The sequence below is a fragment of the Pseudomonas sp. MD330_10 genome, from assembly GCF_042610415.1.
GTDB classification, from domain to species: Bacteria; Pseudomonadota; Gammaproteobacteria; order Pseudomonadales; family Pseudomonadaceae; genus Aquipseudomonas; species Aquipseudomonas rhodesiae.
Genome location: NZ_JBHGZU010000001.1, coordinates 523,840 through 543,565, shown reverse-complemented (window position 1 = coordinate 543,565; position 19,726 = coordinate 523,840). Strand labels below are relative to the sequence as shown.

The window sequence follows — 19,726 nt, the reverse complement described above, 5'->3', positions numbered from 1 at the left end:
TGAGTAAGGACCTGTCATGAGTAACACGCGTATTGCCTTTATCGGCGCCGGTAACATGGCGGCCAGTCTGATCGGCGGTCTACGGGCCAAGGGGCTGGAGCCGGCGCAGATCCGCGCCAGCGATCCGGGCGCCGACACCCGTGCCCGCGTCAGCGCCGAGCACGGCATCGAAACCTTCGCCGATAACGCCGAGGCCATCCGTGGCGTCGACGTGATCGTACTGGCGGTCAAGCCGCAGGCCATGAAAGCGGTGTGTGAAAGCCTGCGCCCCCATCTGCAGCCGCATCAGCTGGTGGTGTCCATCGCCGCCGGCATCACCTGCGCCAGCATGAACGCCTGGCTTGGCGCACAGCCGATCGTACGTTGCATGCCCAACACCCCGGCGCTGGTACGCCAGGGCGTGAGTGGGCTGTATGCCACCGCCCAAGTGAGCGCCGAACAGCGCGACCAGGCGCAGGAATTGCTGTCCGCCGTGGGCATTGCCCTGTGGCTGGAGCAGGAGCAGCAACTGGACGCAGTCACCGCCGTGTCCGGCAGCGGCCCGGCGTATTTCTTTCTACTCATCGAATCCATGACCGCCGCCGGCGTGAAACTGGGCCTGCCCAAGGACGTCGCCGAGCAACTGGCCGAGCAGACGGCCCTGGGCGCCGCGCATATGGCCGTGTCCAGCGATGTGGACGCCGCAGAGTTGCGCCGCCGCGTGACCTCGCCGGGTGGCACCACCCAGGCCGCCATCGAATCGTTCCAGGCCGGTGGCTTTGAAGCCTTGGTGGAGAAAGCCCTGGGTGCCGCGGCACACCGTTCGGCCGAGCTGGCCGAGCAACTGGGCAAATAATCGTCCCTTACGAAGGAATTAATGATGCTTGGACTCAATGACGCCCTCATCTTCATCATCCAGACCCTGGGCAGCCTGTATCTGCTGATCGTGTTGTTGCGCTTTATCCTGCAACTGGTGCGGGCGAACTTCTACAACCCGCTGTGCCAGTTCGTGGTCAAGGCCACTCAGCCGCTGCTCAAGCCGCTGCGTCGGGTGATCCCGAGCCTGTTCGGGCTGGACATGTCGTCGCTGGTGCTGGCGCTGCTGCTGCAAATCCTGTTGTTCGTGGTGGTGCTGACGCTGAACGGCTACCAGGCCTTTACGGTGCTGCTGTTGCCTTGGGCGCTGATCGGTATCTTCTCGCTGTTCCTGAAGATTCTGTTCTGGTCGATGATCATCAGCGTGATCCTGTCCTGGGTGGCCCCAGGCAGCCGCAGCCCAGGCGCCGAACTGGTCTACCAGATCACCGAGCCGGTGTTGGCGCCGTTCCGTCGCCTGATCCCTAACCTGGGCGGCTTGGATATTTCGCCGATCTTCGCCTTTATTGCCATTCAACTGGTACAGAGTTGGGTGATTCCGCGCCTGGCGTTCTATGCGTTCATGCCCAAAGAGCTGTTTGGCCTGATCTGACGCGCCGCAACGGTGGGAGGGAGCTTGCTCCCTCCCACTTTTTGTATCTGCGCCATTGGATTGCATCCATGCAGGCCTTTGCTTGCCGCTGGGGTCCCCGCTCTTTAGACTTACGCCTCATTTAGACGAGAGCAGGGTCGATGCCAGCTGCCTTCCCCCCCGATTCTGTTGGACTGGTGGTGCCCCAAGTGGCGCACTTCAGCGAACCGCTGGCCCTGGCCTGCGGCCGGTCGCTGCCAGCCTATGACCTGATCTACGAAACCTACGGCCAACTGAACGCCACGGCGAGCAACGCCGTGCTGATCTGCCACGCCTTGTCCGGCCATCATCATGCGGCGGGCTTCCACAGCGTCGACGAGCGCAAGCCCGGCTGGTGGGACAGTTGCATCGGCCCCGGCAAGCCCATCGACACCAACAAGTTCTTTGTGGTCAGCCTCAACAACCTCGGCGGTTGCAACGGCTCCACCGGCCCCAGCAGCCTCAACCCGGAAACCGGCAAACCATTTGGCGCCGATTTCCCGGTGCTCACCGTGGAAGACTGGGTACACAGCCAGGCCCGCCTGGCCGACCTGCTAGGCATCAGCCAATGGGCCGCGGTGATCGGCGGCAGCCTGGGCGGCATGCAGGCGCTGCAATGGACCATCACCTACCCGGACCGCGTGCGCCATTGCCTGGCTATCGCTTCGGCGCCCAAATTGTCGGCGCAGAACATCGCCTTCAACGAAGTGGCGCGCCAAGCCATCCTCACTGACCCCGAGTTTCACGGCGGCTCGTTCCAGGAAGCCGGCGTGATTCCCAAGCGCGGCCTGATGCTGGCGCGCATGGTCGGCCACATCACTTACCTGTCCGATGACTCCATGGGCGAGAAATTCGGCCGTGGGCTCAAGAGCGAGAAGCTCAACTACGACTTTCACAGCGTCGAGTTCCAGGTGGAAAGCTACCTGCGTTATCAGGGCGAGGAGTTTTCCGGGCGTTTCGACGCCAACACCTACCTGTTGATGACCAAGGCCTTGGACTACTTCGACCCGGCCGCCCAATTTGATGACGACCTGGCGAGAACCTTCGAAGCCGCCAAGGCCAAGTTCTGTGTGATGTCGTTCACCACTGACTGGCGTTTCTCGCCGGCCCGCTCCCGCGAGCTGGTGGACGCCCTGATGGCCGCGCGCAAGGACGTCTGCTACCTGGAGATCGATGCTCCGCAAGGCCACGATGCCTTCCTGATCCCGATCCCGCGCTACCTGCAGGCCTTTAGCAACTACATGAACCGCATAACTGTGTGAGAACGCCATGAGAGCCGACCTGGAAATCATCCAAGACTGGATACCCGCCGGCAGCCGCGTGCTCGACCTGGGCTGCGGTGATGGCGAACTGCTGAGCTGGCTGCGGGACAACAAGCAAGTCACCGGTTACGGCCTGGAAAACGACCCGGACAACATCGCCGAGTGCGTGGCCAAAGGCATCAACGTGATCGAGCAGGACCTGGACAAGGGCCTGGGCAACTTTGCCAGCAACAGCTTCGACATCGTGGTGATGACCCAGGCCCTGCAAGCCGTGCATTACCCGGACCGCATCCTCGACGAAATGCTGCGCGTGGGCCGTCAGTGCATCATCACCTTCCCCAATTTCGGGCACTGGCGCTGCCGCTGGTACCTGGCCACCAAGGGCCGCATGCCAGTTTCGGATTTCCTGCCCTACACCTGGTACAACACGCCGAACATCCACTTCTGCACCTTCGAAGACTTCGAAGCCCTGTGCGGCGAGCGGGAAGCCAAGGTGATCAACCGCCTCGCCGTCGACCAACAGCACCGTCACGGCTGGGCGAGTAAACTATGGCCCAACCTGTTGGGCGAAATTGGCATCTACCGGGTCAGCAGCCCCGGTCTGGCCGACCACAAAATTGCCGTCTAATCACTTTCAAGAGGGACGCTCATGAGCCGCCTGGCTGTATTTCTATTGACCGCGTGCCTGGGCGCCAGCGCCATGGCCGCAGACGCTATCGACGCTAATCGCAAGAAAGACTTCGGTGATATCACCGTCCACTACAACACCTTCACCTCCAGCTTCCTGCAACCGGAAACCGCCCAGAACATCGGCGTGGTCCGCAGCAAAGAGAAAGGTCTGATCAACGTCACGGTGATCAAGGGCGTCACCCCGGTGGCCGCGCAAGTGACGGGCACCATCAAGGATTTGGGCGGCAAGAGCGAAATCCTCACCTTCAAGCAGATCAACGAAAAAGGTGGCATCAACTATCTCGCGCCGTACTCAGTGACCCAGCGGGAATACAAGACCTTCACCATCAACGTTGAAACCGGCGGCAAAGCGCATAGCTTCCAATTCAACCAAGAACTGTTTCCGGCCGAATGATGAACCTTAATCAACTGGTACTGGCCAGCCATAACGCCGGCAAACTCAAAGAACTGCAGGCGATGCTCGGTAAATCCGTGCAACTGCGCTCGATTGGTGAATTCAGCCAGGTGGAGCCGGAAGAAACCGGCCTGTCGTTCGTCGAGAACGCCATCCTCAAGGCCCGCAATGCGGCGCGCATCTCCGGCCTACCGGCGCTGGCGGATGACTCGGGCCTGGCCGTGGACTTCCTCGGCGGTGCCCCGGGCATCTACTCGGCGCGCTATGCCGACGGCAAGGGCGACGCGGCCAACAACGCCAAGCTGCTCGATGCCCTTAAGGACGTACCGGATGCCGAGCGCGGCGCGCAATTCGTCTGCGTTCTGGCGCTGGTACGGCACGCCGATGACCCGTTGCCGATCCTCTGCGAAGGCTTGTGGCACGGGCGCATCCTGCACGCGGCCAGTGGCGAGCATGGGTTTGGCTATGACCCGCTGTTTTGGGTGCCGGAGCGCAATGTTTCCAGCGCCGAACTGAGCCCGGCCGACAAAAACCAGATCAGCCATCGCGCCCGCGCCATGGCGTTGCTGCGCCAGCGCCTGGGCCTGAAATGACCCAGAACACCTCTGCGCAGCCGCTGATCCACGGCGGCGCGCAAACTCCTCGGGCGGCCCTGCCGGTGCTGCCGCCCCTGGCGCTATACATCCATATCCCGTGGTGCGTGCGCAAGTGCCCCTATTGCGACTTCAACTCCCACACCGCCGGCCCGGCGTTGCCGGAAGAGGCATATGTGGATGCCCTGTTGGCCGATCTCGACCAGGATCTGCACGCGGTCTATGGCCGAGAATTGAGCTCGATCTTTTTCGGCGGCGGCACTCCAAGCCTGTTCAGCGCGCCGGCACTGGGCCGTCTGCTGGAGGGCGTGCAAGCGCGCATCCCGTTCGCCGAGGATATCGAGATCACCCTGGAGGCCAACCCCGGCACCTTCGAGCAAGAGAAGTTCGTGGCCTATCGCAAGCTGGGGATCAACCGCTTGTCCATCGGCATTCAGAGTTTCCAGCAGGACAAACTCGAAGCCCTGGGCCGCATCCACAACGGCGACGAGGCCATCCGCGCTGCCGGCATGGCGCGGCAGGCCGGTTTCGATAACTTCAACCTGGACCTGATGCACGGCTTGCCCGATCAGTCCCTGGATGACGCCCTGAGCGACCTGCGCCAGGCCATCGCGCTCAAACCGACGCACTTGTCGTGGTACCAACTGACCCTGGAACCCAATACGGTGTTCTGGAACCAGCCGCCGGCGCTGCCGGAAGATGACACGTTGTGGGATATCCAGGAAGCCGGCCAGGCCCTGCTGGCTGAACACGGTTACGCGCAATATGAAGTGTCGGCCTATGCCCAACCGGGGCGCCCGGCGCGGCATAACCTCAACTACTGGAGCTTTGGCGACTTTATCGGCATCGGCGCCGGGGCCCACGGTAAGCTCAGCCACCCGAATGGGCGCATCGTGCGCACCTGGAAAACCCGCGCACCGAAGGACTACCTCAACCCGGCCAAAAACTTCCAGGCCGGCGCGAAGGAGCTGACCAACGAAGAACTGCCATTCGAGTTCCTGATGAACGCCCTGCGCCTCACCGATGGTGTCGACGCCAGGCTCTACGCAGAGCGCACAGGCCTGGACCTGGCCAGCCTCGACGAAGGGCGCCGCGACGCAGAACAAAGCGGCTTAATGCAGGTCGAACCGTCACGCCTGGCGGCGACCGACCGCGGGCAACTCTTTCTCAATGACCTGTTGCAGAAGTTTTTGAGCTGACGCTCTAAGGAATTCGAATGGATTTGGTACTCGACCTGCTCGCCACCGTATCCCGCTGGAGCCGCAGCAACCTGTCGGAAATCTCCCTGGCACTGGTCGGCTGCTTGCTGGTGCTGTTCGGCGCCGACATCAAAGGCTGGGTCGAAGCCCGCCTGGGCAGCATCGCCGGCGCCTTGCGCGTGCCCTTGATGGCGCTGGTCTGCATGATCGGCAGCGGCGCCGCGCTGATCTACGCCACCCCGTGGATCGTGCGCGGGTTGAGCCAGTTCAACAACTACAGCCTGGCGCCGGTGCTGGTGGTGGTGCTGGTGTTGATTGGGGTCGTCGCGGATCGCCGCTGATCTCAAATCCAACACAAAAAAATGTGGGAGGGGCTTGCCCCCTCCCACATTGAGTTGCCTTGCAAGTCAGTGGTGAGTTACGCCAACTTCTCGAACTTCAAATCCCAAACTCCATGCCCCAACCGCTCGCCACGGCGTTCGAACTTGGTAATCGGGCGTTCGGCCGGGCGTGGTACGCATTTGCCGTCTTCGGCCAGGTTGCGGTAGCCGGGGGCGACGTTCATCACTTCCAGCATGTACTCCGCGTAGGGCTCCCAGTCGGTGGCCATGTGCAGGATGCCGCCCACTTTCAGCTTGCTGCGTACCAGCTCCGCGAAGGAAGCCTGCACGATGCGGCGTTTGTGGTGACGGGCTTTGTGCCATGGATCGGGGAAGAACAGCATCAAGCGGTCGAGGCTATTGTCGGCGATGCAGCGGTTAAGCACCTCGATCGCGTCGCAGTCGTACACCCGAAGATTGGTCAGGCCCTGGGTTAGCACGCCGTTGAGCAGCGCGCCGACACCCGGACGGTGCACTTCCACGCCGATGAAATCCTGGTCCGGCGCAGCGGCGGCCATTTCCAGCAAGGAATGCCCCATGCCGAAGCCGATCTCCAGGGAACGCGGGGCCGAACGGCCGAACACCTGGTCATAGTCCACCGGCGCGTCGGCAAGCGGCAGCACGAACAGCGGCGCACCTTGCTCCAGGCCCTTTTGCTGGCCTTCGGTCATGCGACCGGCGCGCATCACAAAACTCTTGATGCGGCGGTGCTTGGACGCGTCGTCGGCTTCGGGTGTGTTCGGCGTTTCGTGTGATTCAGTCATCAATGGCTCTTACTTGATCAGACCATCCAGCGGCGAAGAGGCGCTGGCATAGAGTTTTTTCGGCATGCGCCCGGCGAGGTAGGCCAGGCGGCCCGCGACGATGGCGTGGTTCATGGCTTCGGCCATCATGATCGGTTGCTGGGCATGGGCGATGGCCGAATTCATCAGCACCGCGTCGCAACCCAATTCCATGGCAATGGTCGCGTCGGAGGCGGTGCCAACGCCCGCATCCACCAATACCGGGATCGTGGCTTCTTCGAGGATGATCTGCAGGTTGTAGGGATTGCAGATCCCCAGGCCTGAACCGATCAGGCCGGCCAGCGGCATCACCGCGATACAGCCGATCTCGGCCAATTGGCGCGCGATGATCGGGTCATCGCTGGTGTAGACCATCACGTCGAAACCTTCCTTGACCAGGGTTTCGGCGGCCTTGAGGGTTTCGATCACGTTGGGGAACAGGGTTTTCTGGTCGGCCAGCACTTCCAGCTTGACCAGGTTATGACCATCGAGCAGCTCACGGGCCAAGCGACAGGTGCGCACGGCTTCGACGGCGTCGTAGCAACCGGCGGTGTTCGGCAAGAAGGTGTAGCGGTCCGGCGACAGCACTTCGAGCAGGTTCGGCTCGCCCTCGATCTGGCCGAGGTTGGTACGGCGTACGGCGAAGGTCACGATTTCGGCACCGGAGGCTTCGATGGCCAGGCGTGTTTCTTCCATGTCGCGGTACTTGCCGGTGCCGACCAGCAGACGGGACTGGTAGGTGCGGCCGGCCAGGACGAAGGGCTTGTCGTTACGAACGATGCTCATGGGAAATCCTCGTAATGGGGTGAGGTTCTGCAGAATCCGGGACGGCGCCATCGCGCCAAGGGGGCGACTAGCCGCCGCCAATGGCGTGAACCACTTCGACCTGGTCGCCGTCGCTCAACGTGGTGCCCTCGTGCTGGCTACGCGGGACGATGTCCTGGTTGAGTTCCACTGCGACGCGACGCCCGGTCAACTCCAGGCGGGTCAGCAGGGCCGCAACGGTTTCACCGTCGGGCAGTTCAAAGGATTCGCCGTTCAACTGAATGCGCATGCCACGGGCCGCCATCGTTTTAAGGGGCCCGCATTCTAGCTCGATTGGCCACCAAAGGTCAGCTCCAAGCGTCAAGTGGTCAGTTGCATGCGCCAGGCAGCCAGGCCCAGAAAGAACCAGCCAAGCAGGAAAGCCAGGCCACCAAAGGGGGTGATGATGCCGAGCTTGCTGATACCGGTCATGGTCAGCACATACAAGCTGCCGGAGAACAGCAGGATGCCGACGACAAACGATACGCCCGCCCAGGTCAGCAGCCGACCGGGAATGTGAGCTGCCAGCAAAGCAACGCCGAACAGCGCCAGGGTATGCACCAGCTGGTAGGTTACGCCAGTGTGGAAGATCGCCAGATAATCGGCGCTCAGGCGGTTTTTCAGGCCATGGGCGGCGAAGGCGCCAAGGGCAACGCCCGTGAAGCCAAAAAAGGCAGCCAACATCAGAAAACTACGCAGCATGGGAACTCCAGTCAGACTCATCGGGCAGGGTCTGTATAATGGCCCGCTCAACGGGTTCGGCCAAGCCATCTCTATGCTGCGTGTCCTCTTCAGTCGCTTACTCAAAGTCGTGAAATGGTTTGCCATTGGCAGTGTGTTGCTGGTGCTGCTGTTCCGTGTCGTCCCACCGCCGTTCACTGCGCTGATGGTGGAGCGCAAGATCGAGTCGTGGTTCGATGGCGAACCCATCGACTTACAGCGCACCTGGGTGCCATGGGACGAGATCTCCGACGAACTCAAGGTAGCGGTGATGGCCGGCGAAGATCAACGTTTCCCACAGCACTGGGGTTTTGATTTCGGCGCGATCCAAGCGGCATTAGCGCACAACGAGCGCGGCGGCTCGATACGCGGCGCCAGCACATTGAGCCAGCAGGTGTCGAAGAATCTGTTCCTTTGGGCCGGCCGTAGTTACCTGCGCAAAGGCCTGGAAGCGTGGTTTACCGGACTGATCGAGGTGCTGTGGCCCAAGCAACGGATTCTTGAGGTGTACCTCAACAGCGTGGAATGGGACGACGGGGTGTTTGGCGTTGAAGCGGCGGCGCGCCATCACTTTGGAGTGAGTGCCAAGGGGTTATCGCGGCAGCAGGCCAGTTATCTGGCGGCAGTGTTGCCCAACCCTCGGGTGTGGAGTGCCAGTCACCCAACAGCGTACGTGGCGCGGCGCGCGGCGTGGATTCGACAACAGATGAGCCAGTTGGGCGGAGAGGGTTATCTGGTGGAACTGAACAACGCCCGCAAAGCTCCCTGGTCCGACTGACTCAACACAGAACAAATGTGGGAGGGGGCTTGCCCCCGGTGGCGGTGGATCAGTCACACAGAAGTTGACTGACACTCCGCCATCGGGGGCAAGCCCCCTCCTACATTGTTAAGCGGCGATGGACAATTTCAGCTTGTTCATCGCGCTTTTTTCAAGCTGGCGAATCCGCTCAGCCGACACGTTGTACTTCTGCGCCAAGTCGTGCAGCGTGGCTTTTTCTTCCGCCAGCCAGCGCTGGTAAAGAATGTCACGGCTGCGCTCGTCCAGCACTTCCAGCGCTTCGTGAAGGTTGTGATTGGAGTTGTCGCTCCAATCCGCATCTTCCAACTGACGCGCCGGGTCGTACCGGTGGTCTTCCAAGTAATTGGCCGGCGATTGGAAAGCGCTGTCGTCGTCCGCTTCGGCGGCCGGGTCAAAGGCCATGTCATGGCCAGTCAGACGGCTTTCCATCTCGCGCACTTCACGGGGCTCCACGCCGAGGCTTTCGGCCACGCGGTGGACTTCCTCGTTGTTCAGCCACGCCAGGCGTTTTTTCTGGCTGCGCAGGTTGAAGAACAGCTTGCGCTGAGCCTTGGTGGTGGCGACTTTCACGATGCGCCAGTTGCGCAGGATGAACTCGTGAATTTCCGCCTTGATCCAATGCACGGCAAACGACACCAGGCGCACGCCCATTTCAGGGTTGAAGCGCTTGACCGCCTTCATCAGGCCGACGTTACCTTCTTGGATCAGATCAGCCTGGGCCAGACCGTAGCCGCTATAGCTACGGGCGATATGTACGACAAAACGCAGGTGGGCGAGCACCATCTGCCGAGCCGCCCCCAAATCCTGCTCATAGTAGAGACTCTCGGCCAGTTCACGCTCCTGCTCGGGTGTCAGCAATGGAATGCTGTTGACCGTGTGCACATAGGCTTCCAGGTTCGCACCCGGGACCAAGGCATAAGCAGGTTGCAAAGAAGTGGTCATACGAAAAAACCTCCGACTCACATAACTCGTGCAGTTCAGCACTGCGAAAATTGACCGGGAACCGTAGGACAAGTTCCCTAAACCACTGATACGGTCAATACAAACGAAACCACATTAATCTGACATTAACTACTTCGGTGCCAGCTCACGTAAATGCCGTGCGACCGCGATCCACGCACCGATATACCCCAACAATACCGCGCCGAGCAAGAGTGACAGACCATCGGCAACCGGCACGCCCGCCAGGGCGAAATCGCTGCCATACAGCCCGGCAAGCCCGACCACCGCGTCGTTAAGCCAGTTCAGCCCGAACGCCAGCACACCCCAGGACAAAATCCCTGCACCGAAGCCATAAAGCGCGCCCATGTACAGAAAAGGCCGACGCACATAGCTGTCCGTGCCGCCGACCAGTTTAATCACTTCTATCTCGGTGCGACGGTTTTCAATATGAAGACGAATGGTATTACCTATCACCAAAAGTAATGCAGACACCAACAACACCGTCAAACCGAACACAAACCGGTCACCCAGCTTGAGAATCGCGGCCAGGCGCTCTACCCAGACTAGATCAAGTTGCGCTTGTTGCACCTTGGGCAGTTCTGCGAGTTTTTGTCGCAGGGCTTCAAGGGCGGTCTTGTCGACCTCGTTCGGCGTCACCAGCACAACGCCCGGCAGCGGGTTCTGCGGCAGCTCCTTGAGCGCCTCGCCCAGGCCGGACTGTTGCTGGAACTCTTCAAGCGCCTGATCACGGCTGACGTACTCGGCATCCGCCACGCCCGGCATATTCTTGATGTCATCGCGCAGCGCTTCGCCCTCCTTGGCGCTGGCGTCCAGATTCAGATACAGCGAAATCTGCGCCGCGCGCTGCCAGGAACCACCCAGACGCTCCACATTATTGAGCAACAGCGACAAACCCATCGGCAGGCTCAGGGCCACGGCCATCACCAGGCAGGTGAAAAAGCTGCCGATCGGTTGCTTGCCCAAGCGACGCAGGCTGTCCAGCAGGCTGGCGCGATGGCTTTCGATCCACGCGCGTAACAGGGTGCCGAAGTCCGGCCCGTCGTCATCGTCGTGTTTTTTCTTCTTCGGTTGCGGGTCGGCGGGCTTGGGGGCCACGCGTTCGGAAACCTTGGGGCTGCGTGTTGCACTCATACGCCAGCCTCCCCGTCACCGATCAGACGACCGCGCTGCAAGGTCAGCATGCGATGGCGCATGCGCGCGATCAGCGCCAGGTCGTGACTGGCGATCAGCACGCTGGTGCCCAGTCGGTTGATGTCCTCGAACACCCCCATGATCTCGGCGGCCAGGCGCGGATCGAGGTTACCGGTAGGTTCGTCCGCCAGCAGCAAGGCCGGACGGTGGACGATGGCGCGGGCGATACCGACGCGCTGTTGCTGGCCGGTGGACAGGTCGCCGGGGTAGAGGTCGGTCTTGTCCGACAGCGCTACGCGCTCCAGGGCCGAATCCACGCGCTTGATGATCTCGGCCTTGGACAACCCGAGAATCTGCAACGGCAACGCGACGTTATTGAACACCGTGCGATCGAACAGCAACTGATGATTCTGGAACACCACGCCGATCTGGCGGCGCAGGAAAGGAATCTGCGCATTGCTGATGGTGGCCAGATCCTGGCCCGCCAACAGCAGCTTGCCGGTGGTCGGGCGTTCCATGGCCAGCAGCAGGCGCAGCAGGGTGCTTTTGCCCGCGCCCGAATGGCCGGTCACAAACAAGAATTCGCCGCGACGCACTCGAAAGCTCAGCTCATGCAAGCCGACATGCCCGTTGGCATAGCGTTTACCGACCTGTTCGAATCGAATCATGAACGCTCCCGCTCGGCAAACAGTGCCTGGACAAAGGGTTCGGCTTCAAAGGTGCGCAAGTCGTCGATACCCTCACCGACACCGATATAGCGAATCGGTAACCCGAACTGTTTGGCCAAGGCGAAGATCACGCCGCCCTTGGCCGTGCCATCAAGCTTGGTCAAGGCCAGGCCGGTCAATTGCACCGTCTGGTTGAACTGCTTGGCCTGACTGATAGCGTTCTGGCCCGTGCCGGCGTCCAGCACCAGCAGCACTTCATGGGGCGCGTCGGCATCGAGCTTGCCGATCACGCGACGCACTTTTTTCAGCTCTTCCATCAAGTTGTCTTTGGTGTGCAGGCGACCGGCGGTATCGGCAATCAGCACATCGATGTTACGGGCCTTGGCGGCCTGCACAGCATCGAAGATTACCGACGCGGAATCGGCGCCGGTGTGCTGGGCAATGACCGGGATCTTATTGCGCTCACCCCAGACTTGCAGTTGCTCCACGGCAGCGGCGCGGAAAGTGTCGCCGGCGGCGAGCATGACCTTTTTGCCTTCCGACTGCAGCTTCTTGGCCAACTTGCCAATGGTGGTGGTTTTACCGGCGCCGTTGACGCCTACCACCAGAATCACGAACGGCTTGTTCGGCGTGATCACCAGCGGCGCTTCGACCGGTTTGAGCATCGCGGCCAGTTCGGCCTGCAGAGACTTGTAGAGCGCGTCGGCGTCGGTCAACTGTTTGCGCGCGACCTTCTGGGTCAGGCTTTGGATGATCACCGCAGTGGCTTCGACGCCGACGTCGGCGGTCAGCAGACGGGTCTCGATGTCTTCGAGCAGTTCGTCATCGATGGTCTTTCGGCCCAGGAACAGGCTAGCCATGCCTTCGCCGATACTGGCGCTGGTCTTGCTGAGGCCCTGCTTGAGGCGGGCAAAGAAACCGGTCTTGCTGGTTTCGGCGGGCGCCGGGGCAATGACCGCAGGCGCGACCTCCTGCACTGGCACCGCAGCGGGCGTCGGCTCGACGACCACAGGTTGCAGCTCGGGCTCGATCACCGGCGGAATCGGCGGCACCACATGCTCAGCCTGCACATCGTCGACCAGCGCAACAGGCTCCTCGGCCACCGGCAGTTCCGGCCACGGCTTGTGCTCTGGCTCTGGCTCCGGCGCCGCTTCGACCACCGGCTGCAATACCGGCTCGGCCAGAGGCAACACCACGGGCGCCGGTGTCTCGGCAACCGGTGCGGCTTCTATAAGAGGCTCGGGAATAGGCTCAGGTTGAACCTGGGGCTGTTCGACGACGGTTTCCCGCGGCTTTTTGCGCAGCCATCCGAACAGGCCTTTTTTCTCGCCAGCCGCAGCTGGGGTCTTCTTGTCGTCGTTGGAACCAAACATGGAGGACGGCTATCTCAAAGTAGCGACGCGCCAGGGCGCCTCGGTAAATAAAATTCGATGCAGAACAGACTGCTTTAACGCCCGCTTGTTCATGCGCAACATTTTGTAAGGCCAAATAAAGCCTCAGGAAAACGATTCAATACAGGGCTTTAGCGACACATAATCGGCGAAAAATAGAATAACTTCAGGGAAAACCACTGCTTATTCCATGTTTCCTACGGCTACATACGAGGCGTCGTAAACACCCCGAGCCTGATAGCCGTGGCCGTCGTTAAATCGGATCAGTATCCTAGCACCTCCTCGCCCGCCGACGCTAAGACCAAGCGGGCCGCCCAACAGGTTAAAAAACGAATGAATGCTCTCGCCCGCCGCGCCGCAGGCCTGCTGTTCAGCACAGTTTGTCTGCCTCTTTCAGCCTTGGCTGCCGATCCACAACCGACCCATGAATTCACCCTCGATAACGGCCTCAAGGTGGTCGTACGCGAAGACCATCGCGCGCCGGTGGTGGTTTCCCAGGTTTGGTACAAGGTCGGCTCAAGCTATGAAACCCCGGGCCAGACCGGTTTGTCCCACGCTCTGGAGCACATGATGTTCAAGGGCAGCGCCAAGGTCGGCCCGGGCGAAGCCTCGCTGATCCTGCGCGACCTCGGCGCCGAAGAAAATGCGTTTACCAGCGATGACTACACCGCCTACTACCAAGTGCTGGCCCGCGACCGCCTGGGCGTGGCCTTCGAGTTGGAAGCGGACCGCATGGCCAGCCTGCGCTTGCCGGCCGACGAATTCAGCCGCGAGATCGAGGTGATCAAGGAAGAGCGCCGCCTGCGCACCGACGACAACCCGATGTCCAAAGCCTTCGAACGCTTCAAGGCGATGGCTTTCCCGGCCAGCGGTTACCACACGCCGACCATCGGCTGGATGGCAGACCTGGAGCGCATGAAGGTCGAAGAGCTGCGTCACTGGTACCAATCCTGGTATGTGCCCAATAACGCTACCCTGGTGGTGGTCGGCGACGTGACTCCGGACGAGGTGAAGAACCTGGCCCAACGCTACTTCGGCCCGATCCCCAAACGTGACGTGCCACCAGCCAAGATCCCCATGGAGCTGGCCGAACCCGGCGAGCGCCTACTGACAATGCGTGTGCAGACCCAACTGCCAAGCGTAATCCTCGGCTTTAACGTACCCGGCCTCGCCACTGCCGAGGACAAACGCTCGGTGCAGGCCCTGCGCCTGATCTCGGCTCTGCTGGATGGCGGCTATAGCGCGCGTATTTCCGAGCAATTGGAACGTGGCGAAGAGCTGGTATCCGCCGCCTCTACCAATTACGACGCCTATACCCGTGGCGACACCCTATTCACCCTCTCGGCCACGCCGAACCAGCAGAAGAAAAAGACCATCGCCCAAGTCGAGGCCGGCCTGTGGCGCCTGCTGGACGAATTGAAAGCCAAACCGCCGACCGCTGAAGAACTGGAACGCATCCGTGCCCAGGTCATCGCCGGCCTGGTCTATCAGCGGGACTCCATCACCAGCCAGGCCACGGCCATAGGCTCCCTGGAGACGGTGGGGCTGTCATGGAAACTCATGGACAGCGAACTCGCCGACCTGCAAAGCGTGACCCCGCAAGACATCCAGAAAGCCGCCCGCACCTACTTCACCCGCGAACGTTTGAGCGTCGCCCATGTTCTGCCCGAGGAGACCGCTCATGAGTGATCGCAAAAGCAGCCGTCTGATTCTGCCCGGCTTGATCGCCGTTACCTTGATCGCCGCGAGCGCCGTGTACTTCCTGCGGCCCAGCGAGTCGGTTGCCAGCCAGGCGCTGGATCAAGCGCAATCGGCCAACAAGCTGCAATCCCTGGCAGAACTGGACGGCAAGGCGCCGACCAACCGCAAGCTGGATGTGCAGACCTGGACCACCGCCGAAGGCGCCAAAGTGCTGTTCGTCGAAGCCCATGAACTGCCCATGTTCGACATGCGCATCCTGTTCGCCGCCGGCAGCAGCCAGGACGGTGACGTGCCAGGTCTGGCGTTGATGACCAACGCCATGCTCAACGAAGGCGTGCCGGGCAAGGATGTCAGCCAGATCGCCAGTGGTTTTGAAGGCCTGGGTGCCGACTTCGGCAATGGCGCCTACCGCGACATGGCGCTGGTGTCCCTGCGCAGCCTCAGCGACAGTGCCAAGCGCGATGCCGCCCTGGCGCTATTCGACCAGGTGATCGGTCAACCGACTTTCCCGGCCGATTCCCTGGCGCGCATCAAGAACCAGATCCTCGCCGGCTTCGAGTATCAGAAGCAGAACCCCGCCAAACTGGCGAGCCTTGAGTTGTTCAAGCGTCTATATGGCAATCATCCGTATGCCCATGCCAGTGAAGGCACGCCAGAAAGCGTGCCGAACATCACCCTGGCGCAGTTGCAGGCCTTTCACGCCAAAGCTTATGCCGCCGGTAATGCGGTGATTGCGGTAGTGGGCGACTTGTCCCGCACCGAAGCCGAAGCCATGACCGCCAAGGTGTCCGCCTCGCTGCCCAAGGGCCCTGCCCTGCCGAAAATCGCCCAGCCCACCGAGCCCAAGGCCGGCCTGAGCCACATCGAGTTCCCATCTAAACAGACTCATCTGCTGCTCGCCCAACTGGGCATCGACCGGGCCGATCCGGACTACGCAGCCTTGTCCCTGGGCAACCAGATCCTCGGTGGCGGCGGTTTCGGCACACGCTTGATGAGCGAAGTACGCGAGAAGCGCGGCCTGACCTATGGCGTGTACTCCGGTTTCTCGCCGATGCAGGTGCGTGGCCCGTTCATGATCAACCTGCAGACCCGCGCCGAAATGAGCGGCGGCACCCTGCGTCTGGTGGAGCAAGTGCTGGCCGATTACCTCAAGACCGGCCCGACCCAGAAGGAGCTGGATGACGCCAAGCGCGAGCTGGCCGGCAGCTTCCCGCTCTCGACCGCGAGCAACGCCGATATCGTCGGCCAGCTGGGGGCGATGGGTTTCTACAACCTGCCGCTGAGCTATCTGGAAGATTTCATGAAACAATCCCAGGCTTTGACCGTAGAGCAGGTCAAGGCTGCGCTGAACAAACACTTGAGCGCCGACAAGATGGTCATCGTGACCGCCGGCCCGACCATTGCGCAGAAGCCACTACCGCCCCCTACTGATAAACCCGCCGAGCAGCCGCTCGGGGTCCCGGAGCATTAATGGCCAGTTCATCTCGCCCGAAAAAACCTGTCCACAACGTACATAACGGTGTGGGCCAATTGCGCATCATTGGCGGTGAGTGGGGCAGCCGCAAGCTGAGCTTCCCCGACGTGGTGGGCCTGCGCCCAACACCGGATCGCGTGCGCGAAACCCTGTTCAACTGGCTCGCACCCTACATCGGCGGGGCCAAGGTGCTGGACCCGTTCGCCGGCAGCGGCGCGTTGTTCCTGGAAGCGTTGTCCCGTGGCGCCGCCCAGGCCCAGGCGCTGGACGCCAGCAACGTCGCGGTGTCCAGCCTCAAGGAGCATCTGGGCACCCTGCGCTGCACCAATGGTCAGGTGCAAACCGCCGACGCCCTGCGCTATCTGGAAACCCAGCCCGCCAGTGAATACGACGTGGTATTCCTCGACCCACCGTTCAACCAGAACCTGTTGCCCACCGTGTGCGCGCTGCTGGAAGAGCGCCAATGGCTGGCAGCCGATGCGTGGATCTACACTGAAAGCGAAACCGCACCCTCTACCCTGGGCCTGCCTGGCGCATGGCGCCTGCATCGGGAGCAAAAATCCGGGCGGGTGTTTTACGCGTTGTGGCATCGGTTGGTCGAAAGCGGCGCTTAATGTTTTTCAGCACGCGGATTCTTGTGGCGGGCAGGCTCGCCACAGACTGAGAGTTTCATGACACCGACCTCCGACCTGTTTACCCCCGCCTTCGGCCTCGGCAACCCCCACCTGCAAACACTGTGGGGGCCGCTGTTGCGCCCCACAACCCACATTGAGCGCCAACGCGAGCGTCTGTGGCTGGACGACGGCGACTTTCTCGACCTTGACTGGCACGGCCCTCACGACGCACACGTGCCGCTGGTGCTGGTGCTGCATGGGTTGACCGGCTCATCCAACTCCCCCTATGTCGCGGGCTTGCAGAAAGTCCTCGCCGGCCAGGGCTGGGCCAGCGTCGCGCTGAACTGGCGGGGCTGCTCCGGCGAGCCGAACCTGTTAGCGCGCAGCTACCACTCCGGCGCCAGCGAAGACCTCGCGGCGACCATTACACACCTGCGCGCCAAGCGACCGTTGGCGCCCTTGTACGCGGTGGGTTACTCCCTGGGTGGCAACGTGTTGCTCAAGCATTTAGGGGAAACAGGGGAAATGTCCGGCCTGCAAGGCGCAGCGGCGGTGTCGGTGCCGTTTCGCCTGGATCAGTGCGCCGATCGCATCGGGCTGGGGTTTTCGCGGGTGTATCAGAAGCACTTCATGCGCGAAATGCTCACGTATATCCGCCTCAAGCAACGCCGCTTCCTACAGGATGGCCAGGTGGAGGGATTGAAAACCCTGGAGGCCCTCGGCTCGCTGGAGAAGATGCGCACGTTTTGGGACTTCGACGGCCGGGTCACCGCGCCGCTGCACGGTTTTCTGAGTGCCGAGGATTATTACCGCCGCGCGTCGAGCCGTTACTATCTGGGCGGCATCCGCACCCCAACCCTGATTATCCAGGCCGCCGATGACCCGTTCGTGTTTGCCCATAGCTTGCCTGAGGCCAGCGAGCTATCGGATTGCACCGAGTTTGAGCTAACGACCAAGGGTGGCCATGTGGGCTTTGTCGATGGCTCACTGAAACGCCCCGGCTACTACCTGGAGCGTCGAATACCTCAATGGCTATTGGCACAACACGGCTAAACGAGTGGGCGGTCAATCGCCCGTAGCAATCGCCCGTTTCGAATCGGTGATCCACTCGCTCCACGACCCCGCATACAACTTACCCAGTGGATAACCCGCCAGGCTCAGGGCGAACAGGTTGTGGCACGCCGTCACCCCCGAACCGCAATAGGCCACCAGTTCTTCCGGCGAGCGCCCCTGCAACTGCGCAGCGAAGCGTTGCTTGAGTTGTTCCGCTGGCAGAAAGCGCCCGTCGCTGCCGAGGTTTTCATTGAATGCCGCGCACTGCGCGCCGGGAATATGCCCGGCAATTGGGTCGATGGGTTCGACTTCGCCGCGAAAACGCGCGGGGGCGCGGGCATCGATCAAGGTCATGCCCGGCTGGCCCAGGCGTTTTTGCAGGTGTTCGGCGTCCAGCAGCAGATGATTGTCCGGCTGGCCGACAAAGCTCCCCGGTTCGGTTACCGGCACGTCAAGGCTCAATGGGAACCCGGCGCTGTGCCAAGCCTTGAGGCCGCCATCCAGAATGGATACGCCGTCGCGCTTGCCCAGCCAGGCCAGCAGCCACCATGCCCGCGCGGCATAAGCGCCGGGGCCGTCGTCGTACAGCACGACATCAGTGTCGGCACTGATGCCCCAGGCCCGCAGTTGCTCGGCGAAGGTGTCCGCCGCCGGCAAAGGGTGGCGGCCGGTCACGCCTCTTACCACCTGACCGCTGAGGTGGCGCTCAAGATCGGCATATTGCGCGCCCTCGATATGGCCTTCGGCATAGCTGCAACGCCCGTATTCCGGGTCTTCCAGGGCGAAACGGCAATCCAGGATTACCAAACCTCCGGCCTTGCGGCGCTCGGCTAATTGCTGGGGGCTGATCAGTTGGGCAAGCGGCATGGCGGACTCCTGTAAACAGATTCGAGAAAGGGCCTACTTCACTTCTTCCAGTGCCTGATTCAACGGCACGTAAAATTCTTTGAACAGTGCGTCCACCGCGTCTTTCGCCTGGGGCGTGACGAAGCCGGCCTCCAGCACCAGCACCTGGTACACCCCGCGCTTGATCGCTTCGGCACTCAGATGGGCAGAATTCTCATTGGTGGTGCACAAAAAACGCACCCAGGAAGTGAGGATAATCCAGGCATTCAGGGTCAGGGCTTCGGTTTGCACCGGGTCCATATTGAGAATGCCGGCATCGACAAACCCCTGGTAGATAGCGCCGCCCTGGATCAGGCAACGCTGGGAAAAACGCCGATAGCCAGTGGCCAATTCCGGGTCGCTTTCCAGCAGGTGCTCAAGGTCGCGGTGCAGGAAACGATAGCGCCACATGCCGGCCAATACGGCTTGCAGGTAGAAACGCTTATCCTCCACCTGCATCGCACGCCCTTGGGGCGGACGCAGGAAACTGTCCACCAGCGCTTCGTACTCGCGAAACAGCACGGCGATGATCGCCTGCTTGTTGGGGAAGTGGTAGTACAGGTTGCCCGGCGAAATTTCCATATGGGCGGCGATATGGTTGGTGCTGATACTGCGCTCGCCCTGCTGGTTAAAAAGCTCCAGGCTGGTTTGCACAATGCGCTCGCTGGTCTTTACTCGTGGTGCCATAGGGGATCAGCTTCTATACACGGGATGGAGCATCTTACGGGCTATCCCGGCCTGGATAAATCCATCATGTT

At 61.5% G+C, this 19,726-nt stretch carries 23 protein-coding genes; 13 read left to right on the top strand and 10 right to left on the bottom strand.

Going from position 1 to position 19,726, the window contains the following annotated elements; genetic code table 11:
* Positions 1-16 precede the first annotated feature (16 nt).
* The 8 genes from proC to ACFZPT_RS02490 all read left to right on the top strand — a co-directional run bounded on the left by proC (position 17) and on the right by ACFZPT_RS02490 (position 5,944).
* Entirely contained in the window at positions 17-835 is an 819-nt protein-coding gene (proC, locus tag ACFZPT_RS02525; RefSeq protein WP_034101272.1) for a pyrroline-5-carboxylate reductase, read from the top strand.
* A gap of 24 nt (positions 836-859) precedes the next feature.
* Positions 860-1,447: a YggT family protein gene (locus tag ACFZPT_RS02520; protein ID WP_034115359.1), complete on the top strand. Its 588-nt coding sequence runs from the start codon at positions 860-862 to the stop codon at positions 1,445-1,447.
* Between the two features lie 140 nt (positions 1,448-1,587).
* Positions 1,588-2,727, top strand: a complete 1,140-nt coding sequence (locus tag ACFZPT_RS02515) for a homoserine O-acetyltransferase (RefSeq protein WP_034139676.1) — start codon at positions 1,588-1,590, stop codon at positions 2,725-2,727.
* Positions 2,728-2,734: 7 nt separating this feature from the next.
* Positions 2,735-3,355: a methionine biosynthesis protein MetW gene (gene metW, locus ACFZPT_RS02510; RefSeq protein ID WP_034101277.1), complete on the top strand. Its 621-nt coding sequence runs from the start codon at positions 2,735-2,737 to the stop codon at positions 3,353-3,355.
* Positions 3,356-3,376: 21 nt separating this feature from the next.
* Positions 3,377-3,811, top strand: a complete 435-nt coding sequence (locus tag ACFZPT_RS02505) for a DUF4426 domain-containing protein (protein WP_034101278.1) — start codon at positions 3,377-3,379, stop codon at positions 3,809-3,811.
* Positions 3,808-4,404 carry an RdgB/HAM1 family non-canonical purine NTP pyrophosphatase gene (gene rdgB / locus ACFZPT_RS02500; protein ID WP_034115361.1) on the top strand — a complete coding sequence of 199 codons (597 nt, stop codon included), beginning with the start codon at positions 3,808-3,810 and terminating at the stop codon, positions 4,402-4,404. The genes ACFZPT_RS02505 and rdgB overlap by 4 nt, the downstream gene beginning before the upstream one ends.
* On the top strand, positions 4,401-5,603 hold the full coding sequence (hemW, locus tag ACFZPT_RS02495; RefSeq protein WP_034115362.1) for a radical SAM family heme chaperone HemW: 1,203 nt from the start codon (positions 4,401-4,403) through the stop codon (positions 5,601-5,603). Before rdgB ends, hemW begins: the two co-directional genes overlap by 4 nt.
* Before the next feature lie 17 nt (positions 5,604-5,620).
* A complete protein-coding gene (locus ACFZPT_RS02490; protein WP_016972961.1) occupies positions 5,621-5,944 on the top strand; it encodes a DUF3392 domain-containing protein in 324 nt (107 codons plus the stop codon).
* Between the two features lie 77 nt (positions 5,945-6,021).
* On the opposite strand, the gene trmB is transcribed toward ACFZPT_RS02490, so the two are convergent.
* The 4 genes from trmB to ACFZPT_RS02470 all read right to left on the bottom strand — a co-directional run bounded on the left by trmB (position 6,022) and on the right by ACFZPT_RS02470 (position 8,271).
* A complete protein-coding gene (gene trmB / locus ACFZPT_RS02485) occupies positions 6,022-6,747 on the bottom strand; it encodes a tRNA (guanosine(46)-N7)-methyltransferase TrmB (protein WP_034101282.1) in 726 nt (241 codons plus the stop codon).
* A gap of 9 nt (positions 6,748-6,756) precedes the next feature.
* Positions 6,757-7,551: a thiazole synthase gene (locus ACFZPT_RS02480; protein WP_034101284.1), complete on the bottom strand. Its 795-nt coding sequence runs from the start codon at positions 7,549-7,551 to the stop codon at positions 6,757-6,759.
* A gap of 67 nt (positions 7,552-7,618) precedes the next feature.
* Positions 7,619-7,819, bottom strand: a complete 201-nt coding sequence (gene thiS / locus ACFZPT_RS02475) for a sulfur carrier protein ThiS (RefSeq protein ID WP_034101286.1) — start codon at positions 7,817-7,819, stop codon at positions 7,619-7,621.
* A gap of 71 nt (positions 7,820-7,890) precedes the next feature.
* Positions 7,891-8,271: a DUF423 domain-containing protein gene (locus ACFZPT_RS02470; protein WP_379554918.1), complete on the bottom strand. Its 381-nt coding sequence runs from the start codon at positions 8,269-8,271 to the stop codon at positions 7,891-7,893.
* A gap of 73 nt (positions 8,272-8,344) precedes the next feature.
* Here ACFZPT_RS02470 and mtgA point away from each other — a divergent pair, with 73 nt between their 5' ends.
* A complete protein-coding gene (gene mtgA, locus ACFZPT_RS02465; RefSeq protein WP_034101288.1) occupies positions 8,345-9,067 on the top strand; it encodes a monofunctional biosynthetic peptidoglycan transglycosylase in 723 nt (240 codons plus the stop codon).
* Between the two features lie 108 nt (positions 9,068-9,175).
* On the opposite strand, the gene rpoH is transcribed toward mtgA, so the two are convergent.
* The 4 genes from rpoH to ftsY form a co-directional block, all read right to left on the bottom strand.
* Entirely contained in the window at positions 9,176-10,030 is an 855-nt protein-coding gene (rpoH, locus tag ACFZPT_RS02460) for an RNA polymerase sigma factor RpoH (RefSeq protein WP_005792286.1), read from the bottom strand.
* Positions 10,031-10,159: 129 nt separating this feature from the next.
* Positions 10,160-11,182, bottom strand: coding sequence for a permease-like cell division protein FtsX (gene ftsX, locus ACFZPT_RS02455; RefSeq protein ID WP_034101290.1), 1,023 nt, complete (start codon positions 11,180-11,182; stop codon positions 10,160-10,162).
* The gene (ftsE, locus tag ACFZPT_RS02450) at positions 11,179-11,850 is read right to left on the bottom strand and encodes a cell division ATP-binding protein FtsE (RefSeq protein ID WP_003176700.1); all 672 of its coding nucleotides are present in this window, start codon (positions 11,848-11,850) and stop codon (positions 11,179-11,181) included. The genes ftsX and ftsE overlap by 4 nt, the downstream gene beginning before the upstream one ends.
* The gene (gene ftsY / locus ACFZPT_RS02445) at positions 11,847-13,223 is read right to left on the bottom strand and encodes a signal recognition particle-docking protein FtsY (RefSeq protein WP_034115364.1); all 1,377 of its coding nucleotides are present in this window, start codon (positions 13,221-13,223) and stop codon (positions 11,847-11,849) included. Before ftsY ends, ftsE begins: the two co-directional genes overlap by 4 nt.
* Before the next feature lie 351 nt (positions 13,224-13,574).
* Here ftsY and ACFZPT_RS02440 point away from each other — a divergent pair, with 351 nt between their 5' ends.
* From ACFZPT_RS02440 to ACFZPT_RS02425, 4 genes are read left to right on the top strand one after another with little or no spacing between them, the layout of a single operon-like run.
* Positions 13,575-14,930, top strand: coding sequence for a pitrilysin family protein (locus tag ACFZPT_RS02440; RefSeq protein WP_034115365.1), 1,356 nt, complete (start codon positions 13,575-13,577; stop codon positions 14,928-14,930).
* Entirely contained in the window at positions 14,923-16,413 is a 1,491-nt protein-coding gene (locus ACFZPT_RS02435) for a pitrilysin family protein (protein ID WP_034115366.1), read from the top strand. Before ACFZPT_RS02440 ends, ACFZPT_RS02435 begins: the two co-directional genes overlap by 8 nt.
* The gene (rsmD, locus tag ACFZPT_RS02430; RefSeq protein WP_034101294.1) at positions 16,413-17,030 is read left to right on the top strand and encodes a 16S rRNA (guanine(966)-N(2))-methyltransferase RsmD; all 618 of its coding nucleotides are present in this window, start codon (positions 16,413-16,415) and stop codon (positions 17,028-17,030) included. Before ACFZPT_RS02435 ends, rsmD begins: the two co-directional genes overlap by 1 nt.
* A gap of 57 nt (positions 17,031-17,087) precedes the next feature.
* Positions 17,088-18,083: a hydrolase gene (locus ACFZPT_RS02425; protein ID WP_034101295.1), complete on the top strand. Its 996-nt coding sequence runs from the start codon at positions 17,088-17,090 to the stop codon at positions 18,081-18,083.
* A gap of 12 nt (positions 18,084-18,095) precedes the next feature.
* Here the strand turns inward: ACFZPT_RS02425 and ACFZPT_RS02420 are convergent, their stop codons facing one another.
* Together ACFZPT_RS02420 and ACFZPT_RS02415 are read right to left on the bottom strand one after the other, a co-directional pair.
* Complete coding sequence (locus tag ACFZPT_RS02420) at positions 18,096-18,950, bottom strand: sulfurtransferase (protein WP_034101296.1); 855 nt, start codon at positions 18,948-18,950, stop codon at positions 18,096-18,098.
* Positions 18,951-18,983: 33 nt separating this feature from the next.
* Positions 18,984-19,655 (bottom strand): TetR/AcrR family transcriptional regulator, encoded by a 672-nt coding sequence (locus ACFZPT_RS02415; RefSeq protein WP_034101297.1) that lies wholly within the window; start codon positions 19,653-19,655, stop codon positions 18,984-18,986.
* Positions 19,656-19,726: the final 71 nt, after the last annotated feature.